Annotated in this window: 16 protein-coding genes; all 16 read right to left on the bottom strand. The window is 52.0% G+C overall.

Annotation, left to right across the window (positions count from 1 at the left end; all coding sequences use genetic code 11):
* Positions 1–131 precede the first annotated feature (131 nt).
* The gene (locus E1963_RS19775) at positions 132–3,065 is read right to left on the bottom strand and encodes a glucosaminidase domain-containing protein (protein ID WP_167482211.1); all 2,934 of its coding nucleotides are present in this window, start codon (positions 3,063–3,065) and stop codon (positions 132–134) included.
* Between the two features lie 103 nt (positions 3,066–3,168).
* Positions 3,169–4,215 (bottom strand): zinc ribbon domain-containing protein, encoded by a 1,047-nt coding sequence (locus tag E1963_RS14385; protein ID WP_132279295.1) that lies wholly within the window; start codon positions 4,213–4,215, stop codon positions 3,169–3,171.
* A 177-nt stretch (positions 4,216–4,392) separates the two neighbouring features.
* Positions 4,393–4,875 (bottom strand): NUDIX hydrolase, encoded by a 483-nt coding sequence (locus E1963_RS14380; protein ID WP_167482210.1) that lies wholly within the window; start codon positions 4,873–4,875, stop codon positions 4,393–4,395.
* Positions 4,859–6,178 (bottom strand): hypothetical protein, encoded by a 1,320-nt coding sequence (locus tag E1963_RS14375; RefSeq protein WP_132279289.1) that lies wholly within the window; start codon positions 6,176–6,178, stop codon positions 4,859–4,861. The genes E1963_RS14380 and E1963_RS14375 overlap by 17 nt, the downstream gene beginning before the upstream one ends.
* Positions 6,171–6,392, bottom strand: coding sequence for a hypothetical protein (locus E1963_RS14370; RefSeq protein ID WP_145964192.1), 222 nt, complete (start codon positions 6,390–6,392; stop codon positions 6,171–6,173). The genes E1963_RS14375 and E1963_RS14370 overlap by 8 nt, the downstream gene beginning before the upstream one ends.
* A gap of 26 nt (positions 6,393–6,418) precedes the next feature.
* Positions 6,419–6,745, bottom strand: a complete 327-nt coding sequence (locus E1963_RS14365; RefSeq protein ID WP_132279283.1) for an eCIS core domain-containing protein — start codon at positions 6,743–6,745, stop codon at positions 6,419–6,421.
* Between the two features lie 24 nt (positions 6,746–6,769).
* Positions 6,770–7,180, bottom strand: coding sequence for a DUF4280 domain-containing protein (locus E1963_RS14360; protein WP_243117745.1), 411 nt, complete (start codon positions 7,178–7,180; stop codon positions 6,770–6,772).
* Positions 7,181–7,203: 23 nt separating this feature from the next.
* Positions 7,204–8,736, bottom strand: coding sequence for an ATP-binding protein (locus E1963_RS14355; RefSeq protein ID WP_132279277.1), 1,533 nt, complete (start codon positions 8,734–8,736; stop codon positions 7,204–7,206).
* Positions 8,737–8,771: 35 nt separating this feature from the next.
* The gene (locus tag E1963_RS14350) at positions 8,772–9,326 is read right to left on the bottom strand and encodes a Pvc16 family protein (protein ID WP_132279274.1); all 555 of its coding nucleotides are present in this window, start codon (positions 9,324–9,326) and stop codon (positions 8,772–8,774) included.
* 69 nt (positions 9,327–9,395) lie between these two features.
* A complete protein-coding gene (locus tag E1963_RS14345) occupies positions 9,396–10,349 on the bottom strand; it encodes a hypothetical protein (protein WP_132279271.1) in 954 nt (317 codons plus the stop codon).
* 8 nt (positions 10,350–10,357) lie between these two features.
* Positions 10,358–12,433: a baseplate J/gp47 family protein gene (locus E1963_RS14340; RefSeq protein ID WP_132279268.1), complete on the bottom strand. Its 2,076-nt coding sequence runs from the start codon at positions 12,431–12,433 to the stop codon at positions 10,358–10,360.
* Entirely contained in the window at positions 12,430–15,213 is a 2,784-nt protein-coding gene (locus E1963_RS14335; protein ID WP_167482209.1) for a baseplate J/gp47 family protein, read from the bottom strand. Before E1963_RS14335 ends, E1963_RS14340 begins: the two co-directional genes overlap by 4 nt.
* 10 nt (positions 15,214–15,223) lie before the next feature.
* A complete protein-coding gene (locus E1963_RS14330) occupies positions 15,224–15,613 on the bottom strand; it encodes a GPW/gp25 family protein (protein ID WP_066574520.1) in 390 nt (129 codons plus the stop codon).
* 50 nt (positions 15,614–15,663) lie between these two features.
* Positions 15,664–16,416, bottom strand: coding sequence for a phage baseplate assembly protein V (locus E1963_RS14325; protein WP_132279262.1), 753 nt, complete (start codon positions 16,414–16,416; stop codon positions 15,664–15,666).
* Between the two features lie 14 nt (positions 16,417–16,430).
* The gene (locus tag E1963_RS14320) at positions 16,431–17,561 is read right to left on the bottom strand and encodes a hypothetical protein (protein ID WP_132279259.1); all 1,131 of its coding nucleotides are present in this window, start codon (positions 17,559–17,561) and stop codon (positions 16,431–16,433) included.
* Positions 17,551–17,991: a CIS tube protein gene (locus tag E1963_RS14315; RefSeq protein WP_132279256.1), complete on the bottom strand. Its 441-nt coding sequence runs from the start codon at positions 17,989–17,991 to the stop codon at positions 17,551–17,553. Before E1963_RS14315 ends, E1963_RS14320 begins: the two co-directional genes overlap by 11 nt.

Raw genomic sequence — 17,991 nt, 5'->3', positions numbered from 1 at the left:
ATTTGTCTGGCAACAAACAATATATTAAGATTGTCTTTAAAACATCCTGCACTTTGCTATATCGTAACACATAGGCCTGAGGACAAATATTAAAATGAGGTTGACGCACTAATTACGTCAACCTCAATAATTTATTTACTATTCTTTCTTTGTTTCATGCTAAAGACAACCAATCCTGATGCAAGAAACAGTAGCATCACCCAGACCAATGCTTGAGATTCATCTGCTGTCTTCGAGGCTTTTATACGCCCATCGTTCTTTATAATCTTTACTTCTTCTGAAGGCTGCACTATCTTGCTATCGCCTTCACCTGCCGCATCTATTACATCGGATTTTGAATCTGTCAGAGCAGTATTCTTTCCCGATGTTAAATCATTTCCCGTCATAGTGTTGATTCCATCCTGCACCTCATCTTCATTTCCAGTAGGCAACGTGTCATTGCCAGGCTTGCTTTCAGGTGACGGTGGCTTCTTCCCTTCATCAACCGTATTTGCCCCCGCGTCATTCAATGCGATGACGTACGGCGAGAATCCGGTGACCTCAATTGCCACGGTACCATCCGTTACTGTTGAATGATACGTTTCAAGATATGTCTTACCGTCCCTCTCTGCATAATGCAGCACCACTGCTTCTTTACCATTGTGCCCTGCATCGACGCTGAAGCTGAGCTGTACCGCTTCATCTTTTCCCAAGTCTCTGTCAAGGCTGATATCATAGACGCCAAGGATGGTATGGGTCTTTACCGGCTCTGTCAGCGTGCCGTAATTATCACTGCCTTTATCAATGACCTCTACCTTAAGAGATGCATCGGCAGGAATTGTTCCGCTCACCTTAATGCCATTCTGCTCATTTTTTACTTCAACCGTCTTGTCGGCATCGTTTCCCGAACCATTATTCTGTGACGAATCCAGACCCGGTTCCGCTTCTGGTCCATCTTCATCCGGAGCATCCGCATCCGGGATATCCGCGTCTGGCTTACTGTTGTCCGGCTGCTCATTATCTGGTTCATCTACATCTGGTTTCTCTGTATCCGGATCTGATGCTTCCTCTTTTATCACCCTCACGGACGCTTCCGCATACTTGGACGTATCGACCGTCGATGCGGCCCTGACCGTCAGGCTCTCTGCCGTCTCGTCTGTGCCTATCTGGAGTTTCCCGGTGCCGTCTATCTTCGTATCAGCACTCTTGGCGCCTGCCATGCTCCAGGACACGGTCTGGGCCGGGCCACCCGTTCCGGCAACCGCCACGCCAAATGTCCTTGAACTGCCTGCCTTCATTTCAATCGAAGCCGGATTGATACTGACTTCTGTCACTGTGGCCTTCTCGTTCACGGTAATCTTCTGTGCAGCCGTCTTCGTCACTCCATCAGCAGTAAACTGTATCGTGACACTTGCTGTTCCTTTTGCCAGAGCCTCTGTCGGGAAGGAAACGTTCTTCGTCACATCGGATTCCGTTCCGTCGCTCCATTTTGCCTTGACAGCCATACCGGTGGCGTCGAACTTCTCCCCTTCCGTATATATCGTCTTTGCCGGAGGCGTGCTTATGCTGATCGAGCTAAGCGTCTTTGGCACAGCCGTATCACTTCCTTTGTTCACGACAGTGATATAATCCGAGGAAATGAATGCATACATATTGTCAAAGTTATATTCACCGACACCCGGACTCACAGCAGTCCTGCCGGAATTCAGCACCGCATCGCTCTGGATTTTGTAAAAAGAGCCCGACGCCTGTGATTCCTTCAGCAATACCGCATAGCTTGTGTGGATTCCGGTTTTATACAATGCGGCGGAAGAGGTGCTGTTGGAGCTTCTCACATTCACATTATTGCCGCTTCCGTATAGTGTATCTTTGATTCCTATCGTATATTTCCCGGAATCCTTGCCTCCGCCGGATGCATCCAGCGTATACATGACAGCGGCAGCTTTCTCACCCCAGAACGGATCTGACGCGTACTTCACGTTCATGCCGCTGCCCTTATTGCCAAGGAATCCTCCCCTGTATCTGGAATCATTCGGATACACATATCCTCTGGACATCCAGCCATTGGCAAACTGGCGGATGCACTCATCCACACTGGCATATGTACCGGCACTTGTACCGGGTGAACTGTCAACCGCGTTGAGCCCGAACAGGTTATTCTTGCTCTGGCAGATAGAACTTGTCCCCCATCCGCTTTCATTGGCGGCGATGCCGGCCATGACGAGTGCATTTATGCCATATGTATTCTGCTGGTTGATGAACTGTGTTCCTGTATTCCTCATCTTGGATGAGGAAGAAGTCGCCTTTCCGTTGATAGCGCTGCCCAATTGTGCTGCGCTGTATCCTGTCTTGCTTCTGAGCGGCAGGTACTGGAAATAATTATAATATGGATTGTTCGCATTTACGGAATGGGAGCGTGTATTCTTCTGATAATCCGTAATCATCGTTCCATAATTCGTATAAAAATAATGTCCGTCATAGCTGTAATATGTAGTGCCGCTGCTCAGATACGACGGTGCCGGCCCGTTGTCCAGCCTGGATGCATATCCCGGTGTCGTCATATCTCCCACAACGCCGTGAATCAGTCTTCCTCCTGACACATAGTAGCCGCTGACGACCGCTGTGTCAGAAAGTCTCACCACCTGTACTTCACTTGCTGAGACAAGCCCTATGACACCCGACATCATAAATTTCACTTTGCCGTTCTCCATACCAAGGTATGCTCCGTCAGCTCCATAGGCGCCGTTCGTATAGCCGGCGCTGCCGGACGCTGCCTCTGTATAATTTGTGACCGCATTACCTTTCGTATTAAAATTTACGACAAGCTCGTTGGACGCCGACCTGAAATACTGTGCATTTCCGCCGTTTTCAAACGTTCCGTCTGAATCGTCCACTTCAAAGACGTTACCGTTCTCATCCATTCCGGTAACTTTCTCAAGACGCTGTGCGTTCTCATCTTTCATTCCCGATACTGCAGACGTCTGCTCCCCTGACGTTCCTTCTGCATTGCTTTCCATGCCGGACACCATCGTGGTACTCAAGCACAGGAAAAGCGAAAGTATCAGCAACTTTCGTTTTTTCGTCAATATTCTCCCTCCTTAAAACCCCTTATTAATTCGTTTTGTAGATACTGATACAGATTAAACATACCATCATTTGACAGATTTTTCAAGCAATTACCATATTTTGCTATTGGTCTATTTTTTCTATCAAAACGCCGGGAATCGTTATCGTACCACCCATAGTGGACTGGTAGCTTATCGTACCTACGGATGTACCATATATAGTGATATGGTCATCTTCCAGCACTCTGCTGGATACCGTATCGGGAGAATAAGAACCATATACGATCGTATCATAACTGTCATTCACCGCCAGCCTGATCTGGATATCAGAGCCGCCTTCCATCACCTGCACCACTTTTCCGCTGAATTTGACCTTTTCCCCTTCAAAGTCATCCGGCGTCCTGGCAAGCTGTTCATACGTAATACCGGTTTCATATCCCTGCGCTTTTTTCGCCTCTTCAGCTGCCTTCGCCGCATCTATCTGGCTCTGGCTCTGTTTCGCTAGTTCCTGGGCTTCTTTATCTTCTTGCGTGCCGTTGTATTTCTCATGCAGTTCTGCAGCCGCGGTTATGACTTCATCCCATTTCTGCGCCTCATATGAGTTCTTGATTGATACAAGCATGGAGGCAGCGCCATTTTTTAGTTCTTCGTTTTCAAGTTCAAGCGTATTGATCTTATCCTTCAAGGTTGTATTTTCCGTGCAGACAGAATTATATTCTGCTGTCACTTCACTATATCTGCTGTTTGTCTTCGCAAGCTCACCTTTCACCTGATAATATTTGACCGCATATACAGCCAGTACGATGACCGTAATTCCCAGCGCCAGCTTCAGCCAATGTTTTTTCAAAACGCTTATGTCAAACCGCTTTTTCCCACCCTCGGCCGGAATACTGTACCCCTCTTCTTCTGGTTTTCCGCTCTCATCACCGGTTTTTCGTGCTTCTGTTTCCTCATCTGACACTTCCGCCTCTTCTTTTGGCTCGTCTGGTACTTCCTCAGATACTTCTTCTGATGCTTCCTCCGGTACTTCCTCAGCTACTTCCCCCGGCACTTCCTCGGATGCTTTCTCAGGCTCCTGCGCCGCAACGTAACCAGAGCGTACTTCCGTGCCACACGCTTCGCATATTGCCGCATTCTCATCCAATTCTTTTCCACATTTTGTACACCACATACCTTTCCCTCCTCATTTAAAAATACTTAGAAACGCCTCCTATTTTATCATATATTCTGACTTTTTTCATCATTTCTCGACATATTTCTTCTTTATATGAAAGAAAATAAAAACCCGCCATTGCCCATATATTATGGGCGGGCGGATATATGATGGTCTTTTTTTAAGCAAAGTTCATTACATGCAGGCGAGCGCTTTCGCAAAGCCGACGATGGTAAAGGAATCGATAATCTCTCCATCCCGGATACAGGCCTTGACCTCTTCTTCCTCAAGGAACAGCAGTTCCTTTATCCCCTCTTCTTCCTGCAGACGGGTGGCATCACATGACGTATTCCTGCTGAGGAAAAAATGATTGGCTGTACCAGAGATGCCGCTGTCTAACGTCGCTGTTCCGAGAGAGAGGAACGCTTCCCCAGTTCCGGCAATCTCTTCGAAGAGCTCCCGCCGGGCACCTTCTTCCGGCTCCTCTCCCGGCTCTAAAAATCCCCGTGGAAATTCCAGCAATATCTTCTGCAGGTTAGGGCGGTATATTTTCAGAACGATATATCTGCCTTCCGCGGTGACCGGGACGACTACGGCACCGCCGTTTACCGATTCGATTCTGATTCTGCCCTTCTCGTCAAATACCTGGTAGAATCCGTTGTTATACACTTCCATCATTTCCATTCTCCCTGATTTTGTTTATTTGGAAAACTCTTTCTGTCTCGTCAAGTATCGTATGATTCTCCTGAATCGTCAGCTTCCTCGCCTCACGCGTGGCATGGATAAGGTCAAAGTTATACTCTTTCTCCAGCGGATGGGTTACCTTCTGGCTGATGAGTGAGATACCCCCGGTTATGACAGTATCCGCAAGCGGCGCAAGCATCTCATGGGGTGACGGAACGAAATTAAGTCCAAAGCTTATAATCCCCTTCGTAACATGTTCGACTCTCGAGCGTATAGAGAGCTTATGCCTCATTTTCTTCAGGCCGGAATAATCCCGAGAAATCATTGCCGCAGCAAGTTGATTGCTTTCCTGGCAGTAATTGTAAAAATACCATGTCATTTCCTTTGGATCATTCTTCCTTAATGCATCCAGATATCTGGAAAAGCTGTCACACTCTCTGATTGCTAAAATCTCCTCAATACTAAGATGCTCCAGCACTATCGTATAGAACATCAGCGGGTGGTCGCATGATATGGTATCCTCAGATATCAGATCTTCCGGCTGGTAGCAGATGTCGTGCAGGAGCCGTGCCTCCATGTCTGTCTCGTCTGCAAGGCTAAAGAACACCTTCTCCGGGCTGAGCAGTTCGCCGGACAGCAGCCGTTCCGGATACGCAGAGGCAATACCCAGAAAATTAGGGATATTAAAGCTATATATAATGTCTGTGTATTTCTTTATCATCAGCCTCGTAAAATCATCCGGAGCGTAGTGCTTCTCCAGATAATGATAGACAGACTGTCTTGTGAGTATGCGCTCCGCCTCCAGAGCTTCCAGCTCCTTAGCAAATTTCTGCGCATCCTGAACGGATATCGGCAGGACATCCAAAGAAGCACGTACCTTGTCACGGAAGTTCTGGGATATCTTTTCTTTGTCCCACTGAATCGTCTTTTTGAAATCGTAGAGATCCAGTATCCGCTTCACGTCCTCCATCTCAAGACCGTCATTCAACGTATCGCTCTGCTTAAAATGATGCAGCAGATCATTCATTCCAGAGATATCTGTTCGTGCAGTGAATACGATGAGACCCTTTTCAAACAGTACCTGACCTTCTTCCAGCAAAAATTTATGCAGATGGGCATTATTGAGCAAAAACGAATCTGCAATCAGAATCCTCCGGTAGATCAATAGATTGAATTTTAAAATCGTAGTAAATTGTCGGTAAGTCATATGGCCTGTGAAGACATCATCTGCAAAGATGAAGTAGGCATCCCTTACATCAGGTCGGCGCTTCAGCAATTCTGTCAGCCTGTTACGCATGGCATCCTCCTGTCTTATCTTTCGTCTGTGCCTCTATTATAGAATGTTTCCGCCATATGCGCAAGACGCCGCTGGATGACATTACCGTATGTCCGTGGAATGAGAGGTTCCTGTACAGGCAGAAAGCCGGTGCAGGACTTCCGGTTTCCGTCTGCCGTCTGACTTTTCTTCTGTTTTCTTTCCGGCTGTTCATGGCTCCACATAACACACCCATCCTTTTTATGCTCAGATCCCTGAAGGTTACATACGGTCTGCCTCCCTCTCCAGCGCTGTATCATCATTCACCGGCTGCCCGTTTACCTTTGCCGTGGGGACTACTCTTCCTTCCATCTGCTGCACGACATGTCCCAGTTCATGGCCGAGATGCCGTTCCTGTCCCGGACCTATATACACGTCCTGACCCTGCGTATACGCAAGCGCCTGGAACTGCGCAGGCCTGTCAGAATTATAATGCACTTTCACATCATCGAAGGAATAGCCCGAATGGTCCTCGAACTTTTCTTTTACACGGTCCGGTATTCCGGTCCTGTTGACCTGTGTCCTCTTTTTTTCTTCGTACTGGTACATAGGGCACCTCCTGTCTGAACTGTGTTACACATTTACTTTGAACTGCCCGGGGGCTGTTATCGTTATGACACCCATGCCGTTCATGCACATCAGCTTTGCATCGCTTCTAAGACACGGCACTTTTTTGACAAGGGGTGCCTTTCCCGGGTTTAACCATGGTGCCGCAGCCATACAATTGCACGGCTGCGGGGTGAGCACGCCGAGCGCCGCCGCTGTGGCGGACGCCACCTGCGGGTTCGCCAGCGATGTACACATGGCGAATCCGGATATATTGGTCTTCCCTGCCATATCCTGTATCGTTGCCATCGGTTTGCCGTCCGCCTGGCACATCTGCTGTGAAGTTGCCCGGAGCGTACACGGCGCCGTGCCGAAGCTGCACGTTAGCACTGCACCGTCAACCGCTGCCTGTGCCATCCCTCCCACCTCCTTTTTCATTCACTATTCCTGTTCCTGCTCATCTATCTGCCTTCCAGCTCTTCCGGCAGCATCAGCTTGCCATACTTCAGATAGCACTGCTTCACCGCTGCCTTGACATGCCGGTCTGCTATCGCCCCTCCCTCTGACGCTGCAAGAAATGCAGCGTTCAGCATCGTCTCTTTTATCTCGCTGCCGGAGAGCTCAAACTGACGGGCATAGAAGTCCAGGTCCACGTCATCTCCGGCCGGAGCCTTTGCAGGCAGAGCTTTCTGCCAGAGGAGCCTGCGTTCCTGTTCATCCGGGAGCTGAAATTCCACCATCATCCTGATGCGCCGTCGGAACGCCTCGTCCATATTGTCCTTCAGGTTCGTCGTCAGTATCGTAATGCCCTCGTAGTCTTCCATCCTCTGGAGCAGATGGGCAATCTCCCCGTTCGAGTGACGGTCATGGGAATCCTTTACGCCGGTCCGCTTCGTAAAGAACGCATCCGCCTCGTCAAAAAGCAGCACGATATCCATATCCTTTGCCTTGTCGAACAGGCTGCTTATATTCTTCTGCGTCTCGCCGATGTATTTGCTCATCATCTGGGACATATCCACCCGGTATAGCGGCAGCCCGAGCTCTCCAGCTATTATCTGGGCTGCCATCGTCTTGCCTGTGCCGGAAGGGCCGTAGAACAGGGCGCTGATTCCGCGGCCATATGGCTTGCCCTCATAAAAGCCCCAATCGCCGCCTACGAGGCTTCTGTACGTGACCTGGCCGCACAGCTCCCGGAGCCTCGCCCTTGTATCCGCACATACGATCAGATCCTCCCAGGTATATGCCGTGGGTATCCGCACCGCAAATTCGCTGAAATTCTCATTTTGATACATGTCCACAGCCTTTACAAGATCCTGCTCCTCAACCAGGTCTCTGCCTTCGCCGTCACGGTAAAGGCCGGCAGAACGCACCACACGCGCTACCGCTCCTGCGTTCAGCGTATATCGCCCCGCCAGAACTGGGGCCTTTACTGTATCCGAGACCCTGGCCTGTCCAAGATAATATTCCCAGAGCATCACCCGCTGGGCGATATCGGGAGGACGAAGCCTGATTTCCGCCTGCTCATAGCTCCCCTCCCGTGGCAGTGCAATGCTTCTGTCCGTTACCACATAACAGGAGATTCCTTCATTTATAAGGCCATACAGCAGCTCGCCCCACCGCCCCTCGTCATCTTCCTTTCGTCCGGCGATCAGGCAGAACATCGGTCTCTTCTCTGCCAACATCCGGGACAGTACGCCAAAGACAGCATTTCCGTTCTCAAGGCAGCACTGATACAGCATTTCCATGTCTGCACATATAAGCGGCTTTCTCAGCCGCGCGGCTGCCCTACGCATCAGGGTTCTCCTGCCGCAGCCGCCTGCCCCGCGGACAACGATGAGCCTCGGACATCCCTGCCTGCTCCGTTCTTCCATGTGGCATATCTGCGCTTCCTGCCCCGCATAGACGGCCGGTTTTACCGGCTCCGCCTCTTCTGCCGGATCCGCCGTCCAGAGCACATATCTGAGCTTTTCTTCCATCTGCCTTGTCATATCCATCGTCTTCTACTCCAATTCACGCCTATGCACCGTCCCTAACGTCCCATCGGTTTCATGTTGACCCTGCGTTCCCTCACCCTTGTGACTTCCTTTGTAACTGCTGAATCTATAGCAACTGGCGTAACCTTATAAAAGAGGGAGACTTTATATGGCTCATCCTGAAAGGGCCACAGCTTCAGCTTATCCTCTGTAGAAACCCTCTGCAGCTCGATCCTTGCCATGTTATCGCCGGGCACTAGGAACGGGTAATCGTGAAAATATTGGATAATCTTACCGAGAATCCGCTCTTCCTGCACAGAGCGGAAACGCACGTCTCCGTCGGAGTATGCCGTTATCATATAATAGAGCGACAGGCAGATAGGCGGATACTGCTGCCTGTCCACGGATATGTCGATCATCGTCTGAGGTCGTACGGCCTCGCTCTCCTGGATATCGTACAAGAAGATGCCGAGGCTTGCATTCTCCCGCTGCGTGGGGCTGCACAGCACGATCTGTCCCGGAAACCGGATAAGCTCCGGCACGAGCTGCTCTTTTAAGTTGTTCATCATCGATTCGCTGATCTTAGCAATCGTCGTATAAGCTCCCATCATCAACACCTCCCACGGGGACTGACCCCCAAAATGCTGTAAATACTATCCACCCCAAGAGCTCTGCCCCCTTTACAATACTGTACACCTTCCACACTGTGCCCCCGTATCCAGGCTCCCTTCCGGGAGCGGCGCTAACACGCCATTGACATCCATATATATATGTCCGTCGCAGCGGGCGGGTTCCTGACCGCACACGATGCGCACACGTAATCCGGCCGGAAGAAAGCGCTTGAGAATGCGTGAGAACTTTTCGCTCCTGACCGGGTCGGGCTGCTGTTCAAACGCAAGGAAGAGTTCCTCTTTTGCCACGTCCATGACGTTCGGTCCGGCTTCCATAAAGATATCGCACAGCCGCAGGACAGCGGCTTTCGTACCCTTTCTCCGGTTCAGCCAGTACAGGTTCAAAAGCAGCATCCTCTCTTCCTTTTCCGTCAGGCCCAGACGGACACCTCCAAATCCCATCCACCTTGCGTACAGCCGGACAAGTTCCCGGTCCGCATTCTCCCCGTCGAGCAGCCTGTCGCTCTCATCTATCTTCGACTGCATGTCCCGGTATAAGGTGGACAGTACGGAGAGATAGCGCTGGAAGAAGCCGCCCGGTTCCTGGTATACATCCGGAAACATCTGCATAAATTCATCTCCCGGATTCTCGATAAATATCTCATCAAAAACTGCTTTCCCCGATCCCATCGCCTCTATGCATATCCAGAGATAACGTCCGCTCATATCGTTCAGCAGGACGTTCTCGCTGTTTGTTCCGGCTTTTCTGCCGTATGTATGGAAAAGGCCTGCTTTTCTATCCGGATCCACATCGGCGCTATCAAGCCGCTGTCCCGCCATTACCTGATCATTGCCGGCCAGCGTATAGATATGGCACAGCCCATCTTCCGGCAGACGCATCCTGATATGGAGCCTTCCCCACATCGTGTTCTTCTCCATACTGTCCACAGGCGGAAGAAAGATGCGTCCCGTCTCCGCCCCCGGCCTCACGGAGAATATCCCGTCAACTTTATACCTTTTCATAAGCCCCGCTACTCCTCACGTATTACGATATCCCCCGGATAGCAGGCAGCGTCCGGAGGGATGGGGATGTCCGTCCCCGGCCGGATGAATCTGCCCGGAACACCGGCAGGAATGGCCTTAAGCTCCAGTATATGGCCCGTCCCCGGGCAGGCGCGTATCCGGCCGGAAAGGCTGTCAAAAGAAATGCTCTGTCCGATTTCCCTTGTGTTCCTCCTGTCGTCCAGCTCCCACTCGATCTCCTGCCTGACCTTCTGAATGTCCCATGTTTCCCTGTCTCTCACAGAGACTGTCACATACACGTCCACCCGTATGTAAGTGGGATCCTTGACCGATACCTTAGCCGTCAGTATCTTTCTTTTATCGAGATACCGCTCTATCTGGCGGCGGTACAGAAGGGGCAGCCGGGGAAAGGGGCCTTCTGTCCCGGGCATGACGGCTACGCATATCTCATTTCTTTTTTCCTCATAATAAGCCGTAACCTTGTGGATGCACAGCCCTGGCGTCTGCATTACCAGCTCTTTATAATCTTTTTCTGTCACGGCGGAGACCGGCTGCATCATATCCTGCAGAAACCGCTTTCTGATGTCCTTGGCAGATTCCCTCGCACGCCCTTCCATTCCTCTCACAGGATTGCGGACCCGGACGCCTGCATTTCCTCCGGCAGAGGCCAGTACATTGCCGGACCGTATATTCCCCGCATCCCATACGGACAGCGCATAGTCAGAAAGGAAGATATGGCAGCCTGTATATGGTCCTGCATCATGGATGCAGATCTGGCCGCTGCCGTCCTCGTATGTGTAGTACACGCCGTCCCTCTTATCTGTTCCGGGACGGAAGAAGGTACATCCGGCACCCCTTTCGTCCCCCGGACGTCTCACCCCGATGCGGAGCACTTTTGCGTCCGTGCAGCCGCCGGGAGGCAGGTCAAGCCTCTGGTTCTCCCATCCCCCCAGTACACCCATCTCCCGGTGCAGCATCATCTCTCTGTTGCAGCAGATGACGACAACAGCATTATCTTCTTCTGCGGGCAGGTATCTGCGCTGCCCGTCCAAAAAGCAGATCTGCAGCCTGCCGTCCTCCATCTCGCGCTTCTCATAGTATCTGCCTTGCACCTCCTCACTGCCCGGTCCGGCATGCTCCGCATATCTGATATAATCTTCGCGTCCCTGTTCCCTTACATATACGAAGAGGAAGGTCTCTTCCGGAAAGACCGGCCAGATCCGGATGTCTTCTCTGCCTCCGAAGTTCATGGAAAAGGACTGGGTATCCCTCTGTATGAGCGAGAAGAGGGGCCCATGAACTGCCGCTATCTCAGGCGCCCTGTCATATGCCGCCTCGACGATACGGCAGCAGAGCAAATATCCTTTCCTGGCTCCGACCTGTTCCTTCACAAGCCGGTCCGAATTTATCCACAGGACAATCTCTCCGCTCTGCAGGAATCCATGCGTCCCATCCTGGCATACGATATCCTCATGTCCCCGGGTGGTCAGGCAGCTCCACTGCATCCTGGCAAAATCCACCGGCTCTTCCTCAGAGAACGGATTCCTCGTTCCGGATCCCATGCCCTCTGCATACAGCCGCACACCTGCTTTCCTTCCACAGGGAAGCTCATCAAAAAGAAAGTATACCGCGTCACCTGCTGAAGGATGGCTGCCAAAAGGACGGGCGTTCAGCGGCACGCCGTCCTTCAGCTCCTTTATCTCCCGGAATCCGTCCCGCCCCTTTACATATACGCCGAGAAGCCGCCCCTGCATATTGCGCACCCCTGCCTCCGTCTCAAAGCAGACGTTATCCACATAGAACTTCTGATGCTGCGGAAAGCTGAACGGGCCTTCCTGGGCCAGCTCCACCACCAGCCTTGCATTATCCGGCTCCTGCGGCATGAATCCTGCCAGCTTCAGAAGACCGACTCTTGCAGCCTCTGTCACTTGTACAGCAGCTTCTCTTTGCAGGAGGTGGAGCGCAGACAGGTTCTCCAATATCGTCATTCCCGGATCGGACGGATTCCTGTTCGTCCATTCTTCCGAATAGATGCCGGCCAGGGATACCGCCTCTTCCATCAACTGCTCTAATTCTTCCATCATACATGTACCTCATGCGTCCCGTTCGTACACACCATGAACGGGGATCGGGTAAGTCTTCCAAGCTCCGTCGTATGCCTGCCGTGTTCATCCGCATAGCTTACAGTGATATCGGCATGGTCAATCCTTGTTATGGGGGAAAAGGACCTCACTGCCATAAGTATCTGGGATTCCTTCGGCACATAACCGGCACGCGGCTCTGTACGCCCCCTTCTCTTAACCGGCCCAAAGAGGCCGTACAGGCCTTCCAGTATGCGGCTCCGCTCTTCCAGTGCACGTCTCCATTCTTCCACAGTAACCCACAGCTCTACAGACACGTTTACAAACACAGGCTCCCGGACCAGCAGATCCTTTTTCTTCACTGACGCCGGAGCCATCTGCAGCAGATATGCCGTAAGCTCGTCTTTCATCTGCCGGAAAGAATGTGGCCCGGCCTCATAGTCCTGCATGAGCACTGCAAGTATAATCTGCTTTCCTCTTACCTCGCACCATGCATTTGCCACCGTACCGGAAAATGCCTTCGCCGCGTTGACGTAATCCTGTTCCGATACAAGCCTTCCTCCTGTGCCTAGCAGCATCCGCCCCCGCCGCTTCACACTGTCCCCTGTCTCCAGGTTGCTGCCGCCGGATGCCGCCAGGGGATTGTAGATACGCTCCACATTGGGCAAAGAGAAAGCGGCGTATTGTATGGCATTCTCCGGAACATTTCCTTCTTCCCCGTCACAGCTTACGATTTCCATCGTAAATGCGGCTCCTTCGGCATTCCACGGTATCCTGGCCGTGCGTCCGTCTCCGAATCTCACTTCCTGCCCGGCCCTGTCTACCACATAATGTCTGTCCTTCGCCTCAGAAAGGTCAAAAGAGGGAATCTCCTTATAGGGGACGGTCCTCCCCCCTTCTCTTGCCCATATGTTCACATCGAGCAGCTGTGCAGCCGGAGCGGGGAATGCCATGCCCGGAACTGCCCGCTCTGCATACTGTGCTTTTACAGGGCCGCGCTCTACGTTCCAGACCTCCGCTCCGTTGATATAGATATGCTCCGCCACAGGATGTACCGCTTCGTCTGCAGCCGCTTTCCTTGCCGTGAGCCGTATCCAGTATCTCGTCTCGCCTTCCACATCCATGGGAGACATGTTGGCCGGGGGTACAAAAAGGATAGTTCCTGAGTTCTTCAGCTCCTCCGTATTGTTCAATACCTTAAGGGGCCGGAATCCCTTCGGGGAGGAGTATTCAAAGGCTGTCTGGATACCGCTGAAATTAATGTTTTTCTTGATTACGACATAGAGGCTGACCGGACCTCCTGCCGGCTTCTTGTCGAAGCCGAACAGCATGCTCTCCCCTCTGTAAGGGAACTTCAGGAAAGCCGGCACCGGTTTCTTCCTCTTGACATATCCGGTCAGGTCCGTCTCCATATTCCCCTGCCTTCTTATCGTCTGCTCCGGGTCGAGCTGCCTTTCCCGCTGCGAATATGACACCTCTATATTCGTGAGATATGGGAAATGGTGCCTGGCGGGACGATGATAGCAGTAGTCTGCCTTGACGATCTGAAGGCGTATCAGATGTCCTCTGTATCCTTCCTGCTCCATTACCTCCCAGTCGTCCGGACAGAGGAACGATATCCTTCTCTTGCCTTCACCGTCAGGCCCTGAGAACATATGGGACAGGCTCTCCTGAACGGGAAGCCTGCGGAACCCCTGCCCGTTATAGTAGGACAGCGATACTTCCTGTATGTATACTTCTGCCGTCCGCTCTATTGCCAGCGGGTCCGGCCTGCGCTTGATCAGCTTCAGTTCCTCTTCCTGTGGCACGGCATCCCGCACTTCGCGCGATTTAAATATAAGCCCGAAGTCCACTGCAATCTCTGTCCCTTCCCGGATGAGGCTGCTGTCAAAGCCAATATAGCATTCTTTGTACAGGCTGATCTCTTCCCCGAATGCCGCCGCCGTATTCCCTGCGATCTCCTGTGCGCCGTCATACAGATACTCCGGCGGTGCCGACTGCCGTCCCGCCAGAAAGCATATGGCCGGAAGAACGAGCTCATCGTCCGGCACCCCTTTGCGCTCGATCACAAGCGTATCGCTGTCCGCACCCTGCCCTATTGCTATATATTCCCCACGCCTTACTTTCTTCGTTACCGGAATCCGCTCTTCTCCTGCAAGAAGCGAGAAGGTAAACCGGCTGTCATCCATGAGCCGGGCTGCCGCGTCCACGCTTCCAAAGCCGATGGAGAATTCGGACCATTCTCCCCGGAACAGCCACGGATGCCTGATATATAGTTCGTTCTTATATGGAATATAAGGCTCAAAACAAAAGAGAGTGAGCGGACAGGCAAGTGCTCCCTCTTCGTTGCAGAGGGGGATGACCGTCCTGCCTTTTTCTGATATGGCAAAGGCAGACGTTATCCTGGCATCGGTCAGGAACATGTCATGGGCGGATTCAAATACGACCGGCGTGTCACGTTCCGCAAGCTCCGCATAAAAACGGCTCCCTTCCTTAACAAGGGTTCCTTCCTGCATCCCCGGGGATGGCTCCATCACGATGACAGCTCTTGCGGGCTCCGGTTTTCGAGGTGTAATCCCAAGCAGCCGCACAAGCTCTTCTTCATATCTATCCGGAAGCGTATTATATGCACGTATTACTTCTTCCAGCTGCCCTGCAAATATATATGCCAGTACAGAACCGGTGTCGGGCCTTTCAAGCGAAAAGTTCCATTCCGGCGTATAGGTGCCGGCCAGCGCCTTTATCTCTGCACAGATGTCTTCTATTGTCCTCTTATCAAGCATTGCCGTCCTCCTATGCCGTTTCCACCGGAATCGTAAGACTGTCGTCCTTTCCTGTCCGGGCCACGGTATAACGGATATGAAGGTACAGGCAGGCTTCTCCGGCTCTGAACTCTGCATCTACATCCACCTCTGATATACGCGGCTCCTGTGTCAATATCGTCTCTTTCACCTGCCGTTCCAGCACATGCAGCGTGGTCGGATTCGTATCCGTAAAGGGGTAAGACAGTATTCTGCTGCCAAATTCCGGCCTTGCCGGACGTTCCCCCTTCTGCGTCATCAGAATCAGATACACCGAGTCTCTGACGCTCTCGCTTTCGTCCGCCAGTACAAACCGCCCGGTCGTCCGGTCTATCTGGGGAGGGAACTTCATCCCGCGCCCTGGCCTCTCTCTCTCCTCCATCCTCTGCCTCCTCTATGGCAGTCCTCCCTGCCGTGGTGCCGCCTGCCGGCTTACCCAAGATTAATGACGCTTCCCTTAACGGCAGCCATGCCATTGCTCTCCAGCTTGAGCGAAGTGGATGCCTTTACCGTCATGTTCTGGCCGGAAAGCGACGCCGCCCCGTCCGTCTCGTACCGCATGGAGTCGCTGGCATGGATGTTCACTTGCTTCGCCTCTATCGTGACTTTTCCGCTGTTGCCGTTCAGGGTCACCGTAATCGTGTCTCCCACCTTGATCGTCAGCTTCTCCTCCGCCTTCATGACAATCTGCTTCTTCGCATTATCCAGTGAAATGCTCTGCTCCTTGCCGTTCGTCCGTATCTGTATGCTGTCTTTCTCGCCATCACTGTCTTTTGCATCCAGCATGACAATTTCGTTGCCATGCCGTGATACGATCCTCTTTATCTCGTTCTGCTCTTTAGCCGACTGGCTGATAAACTTATCATTGTTCCTCGGCACGGAACCGACGATAAAGGGGCGTTCGATATTGCCGTGCTCAAAAGCAAGCAGCACCTGGTCTCCTGTTTCCGGCTGGAAGTACTGCCCCCACTCCCTGCCGCTGTACATGTGGGCCACTTTTGCCCATCGGTAGATGGAATTCTCCTCGTCCCTCACCGGTATCTGCACCTGTACCATGCCGGGAAGCTCCTTTTTATAATTTTCTACTACGACCGCCAGGATGACTCCGTATATCCTTTCCCCGCCGTTCTCTGCCGTCCTCAGCTGCTGGCCGCTTATCTCTTCCACTTCATCATACAATGACATCTCTCCGTCCTCCGTCAGCCTTTGATCTTGTCTGCTCTTCCTTTCATCCGGCACCGGTAGCCTGCCGCACGGTCCATACTGTGCTGCACTTCCTCCACATAGAAGCAGTTGTCCGCCGGGCTTCCCAGACCGCCGACTTCCATGAACCGTCCTGGCAGCAGTTCCGGTATCCCTACGCATTCGCACTCCAGCGTCGCGAACCTGTATGCAGCTCTTCCCGACAGATACGCAAGCCGTTCCGACGCCTCTTCTCTTGAACGGATGGTGCTGTCTATATAGACCTTCTCCGACTGTTTGACCAGCTTGCCGGCATAATGGCCGAGCGACAGCTTATTGTCCATCGTCCTCTTTGCCTTTACAAGTTCCCCTCTGCCATCCTCCATGCAGCGTATTTCAGCTTTCCCCGCGAGCCCGCCCAAGTCATAGGAGATCCGGTACCGGGTCATGCCTTCCTCCGGCCCCAGCCTGTAATATACCTTATCATCGGACCACGCCTTCCGAAAGTGCACCGTGCCAAGCGTCGTGAAGAATTCAAACCCGCACCGTTTTGCCCACCTGACGGCAAACTCATAATCGCTTTCCGTTACCATTTCCATCGATACAAGGTTCTTGTCGGCATTCCCCCGTGTCTTGTCCGGAGTAGCTTCTATCGCAAGCTTTTTTATGATTTCTCTCGCCGTCATCTCCTGATAGGCCGGCTTGTCAAACAGCTCCCGCACCGCATCGCTTACATATCTCGCCTTCAGCTGCCTCGCGTGAGAATTTGCCATCATGATGCCTTTTACGTCCACTGCGGTCACCTTCACGTAGGAATCTCCGTCCTCATTCAGAAATTCCGTTCGGGAGATAAAGCCGCGGAACACTTCTTTTGTACCGGAGCTGTATCCCATCCTGACAAGGACATAAGACCCAAGCAGTATATACGGCTTCAGCTCCTTCAGCCTATATTCGCCTGATTTCCTGTCCACGCAGCCGCTGATAAGATATTCTGCTTTGGACGCCTCATATCCGCAGCTTAGTTCTACATATACTTTTTCAATCAGCATCCCTGCCTTCCTGCCGTCAAAGGCTCTTCCTTCTACTTCTACTTCCGCCTTCGGCAGCTGGAAGCCGCCATATGTATTCTTCAGGCTGCTATAATTCACTGTTCACCACTCCTTTGAAATCATGCTGGACGATTTCCATGTGTACCTTTCCACGGATTGGCCTGCCATCGCTGCTGAACATGTCGAAAGAGGCATTCATCCGCTCTGCTTCTCCTGCAAAATGTACATCTCCCCAGCTGAAGATGATCTTCCTTGCACTCTCCTGAAACAGCATGCCGAGAAAGCCCTGGATCGTCTTTCTCACGTCACGGCCGCCCGCATCATCTATGATCAGGTCAAAAGACAGGGTGAGTTCTCCGCTGTCTGTATTCTGGTCTGCCTGATTGTTCATCACATGGGTCTGAGGGTTCTCATAGGACACCGCTCCTGCTGATACCGACAGGTTCAGCGTGGAAGGATTATATTGTACCTCGATCGGATACAGATCTCCTGTCTCTCCGGGCACGGTCAATACTGCTTTTTTTAACAT

Source organism: Extibacter muris, from assembly GCF_004345005.1.
Classification (GTDB): Bacteria; Bacillota; Clostridia; order Lachnospirales; family Lachnospiraceae; genus Extibacter; species Extibacter muris.
Note: the sequence above shows the minus strand (reverse complement) of the source record. Positions and strands in the feature narration are given on the sequence as shown.

What these genes read in the sequence shown, in the direction of transcription:
- E1963_RS14340 (WP_132279268.1), bottom strand. Translation starts at nt 12,433, where the DNA reads ATGATGGAAGAATTAGAGCAGTTGATGGAAGAGGCGGTATCCCTGGCC.
- E1963_RS14355 (WP_132279277.1), bottom strand. Translation starts at nt 8,736, where the DNA reads ATGGATATGACAAGGCAGATGGAAGAAAAGCTCAGATATGTGCTCTGG.
- E1963_RS14380 (WP_167482210.1), bottom strand. Translation starts at nt 4,875, where the DNA reads ATGATGGAAGTGTATAACAACGGATTCTACCAGGTATTTGACGAGAAG.
- E1963_RS14345 (WP_132279271.1), bottom strand. Translation starts at nt 10,349, where the DNA reads ATGAAAAGGTATAAAGTTGACGGGATATTCTCCGTGAGGCCGGGGGCG.
- E1963_RS14350 (WP_132279274.1), bottom strand. Translation starts at nt 9,326, where the DNA reads ATGATGGGAGCTTATACGACGATTGCTAAGATCAGCGAATCGATGATG.
- E1963_RS14330 (WP_066574520.1), bottom strand. Translation starts at nt 15,613, where the DNA reads ATGGAGGAGAGAGAGAGGCCAGGGCGCGGGATGAAGTTCCCTCCCCAG.
- E1963_RS14325 (WP_132279262.1), bottom strand. Translation starts at nt 16,416, where the DNA reads ATGTCATTGTATGATGAAGTGGAAGAGATAAGCGGCCAGCAGCTGAGG.
- E1963_RS14315 (WP_132279256.1), bottom strand. Translation starts at nt 17,991, where the DNA reads ATGTTAAAAAAAGCAGTATTGACCGTGCCCGGAGAGACAGGAGATCTG.
- E1963_RS14365 (WP_132279283.1), bottom strand. Translation starts at nt 6,745, where the DNA reads ATGTACCAGTACGAAGAAAAAAAGAGGACACAGGTCAACAGGACCGGA.
- E1963_RS14360 (WP_243117745.1), bottom strand. Translation starts at nt 7,180, where the DNA reads ATGAAAAAGGAGGTGGGAGGGATGGCACAGGCAGCGGTTGACGGTGCA.
- E1963_RS14375 (WP_132279289.1), bottom strand. Translation starts at nt 6,178, where the DNA reads ATGCGTAACAGGCTGACAGAATTGCTGAAGCGCCGACCTGATGTAAGG.
- E1963_RS14335 (WP_167482209.1), bottom strand. Translation starts at nt 15,213, where the DNA reads ATGCTTGATAAGAGGACAATAGAAGACATCTGTGCAGAGATAAAGGCG.
- E1963_RS14385 (WP_132279295.1), bottom strand. Translation starts at nt 4,215, where the DNA reads ATGTGGTGTACAAAATGTGGAAAAGAATTGGATGAGAATGCGGCAATA.
- E1963_RS14370 (WP_145964192.1), bottom strand. Translation starts at nt 6,392, where the DNA reads ATGGGTGTGTTATGTGGAGCCATGAACAGCCGGAAAGAAAACAGAAGA.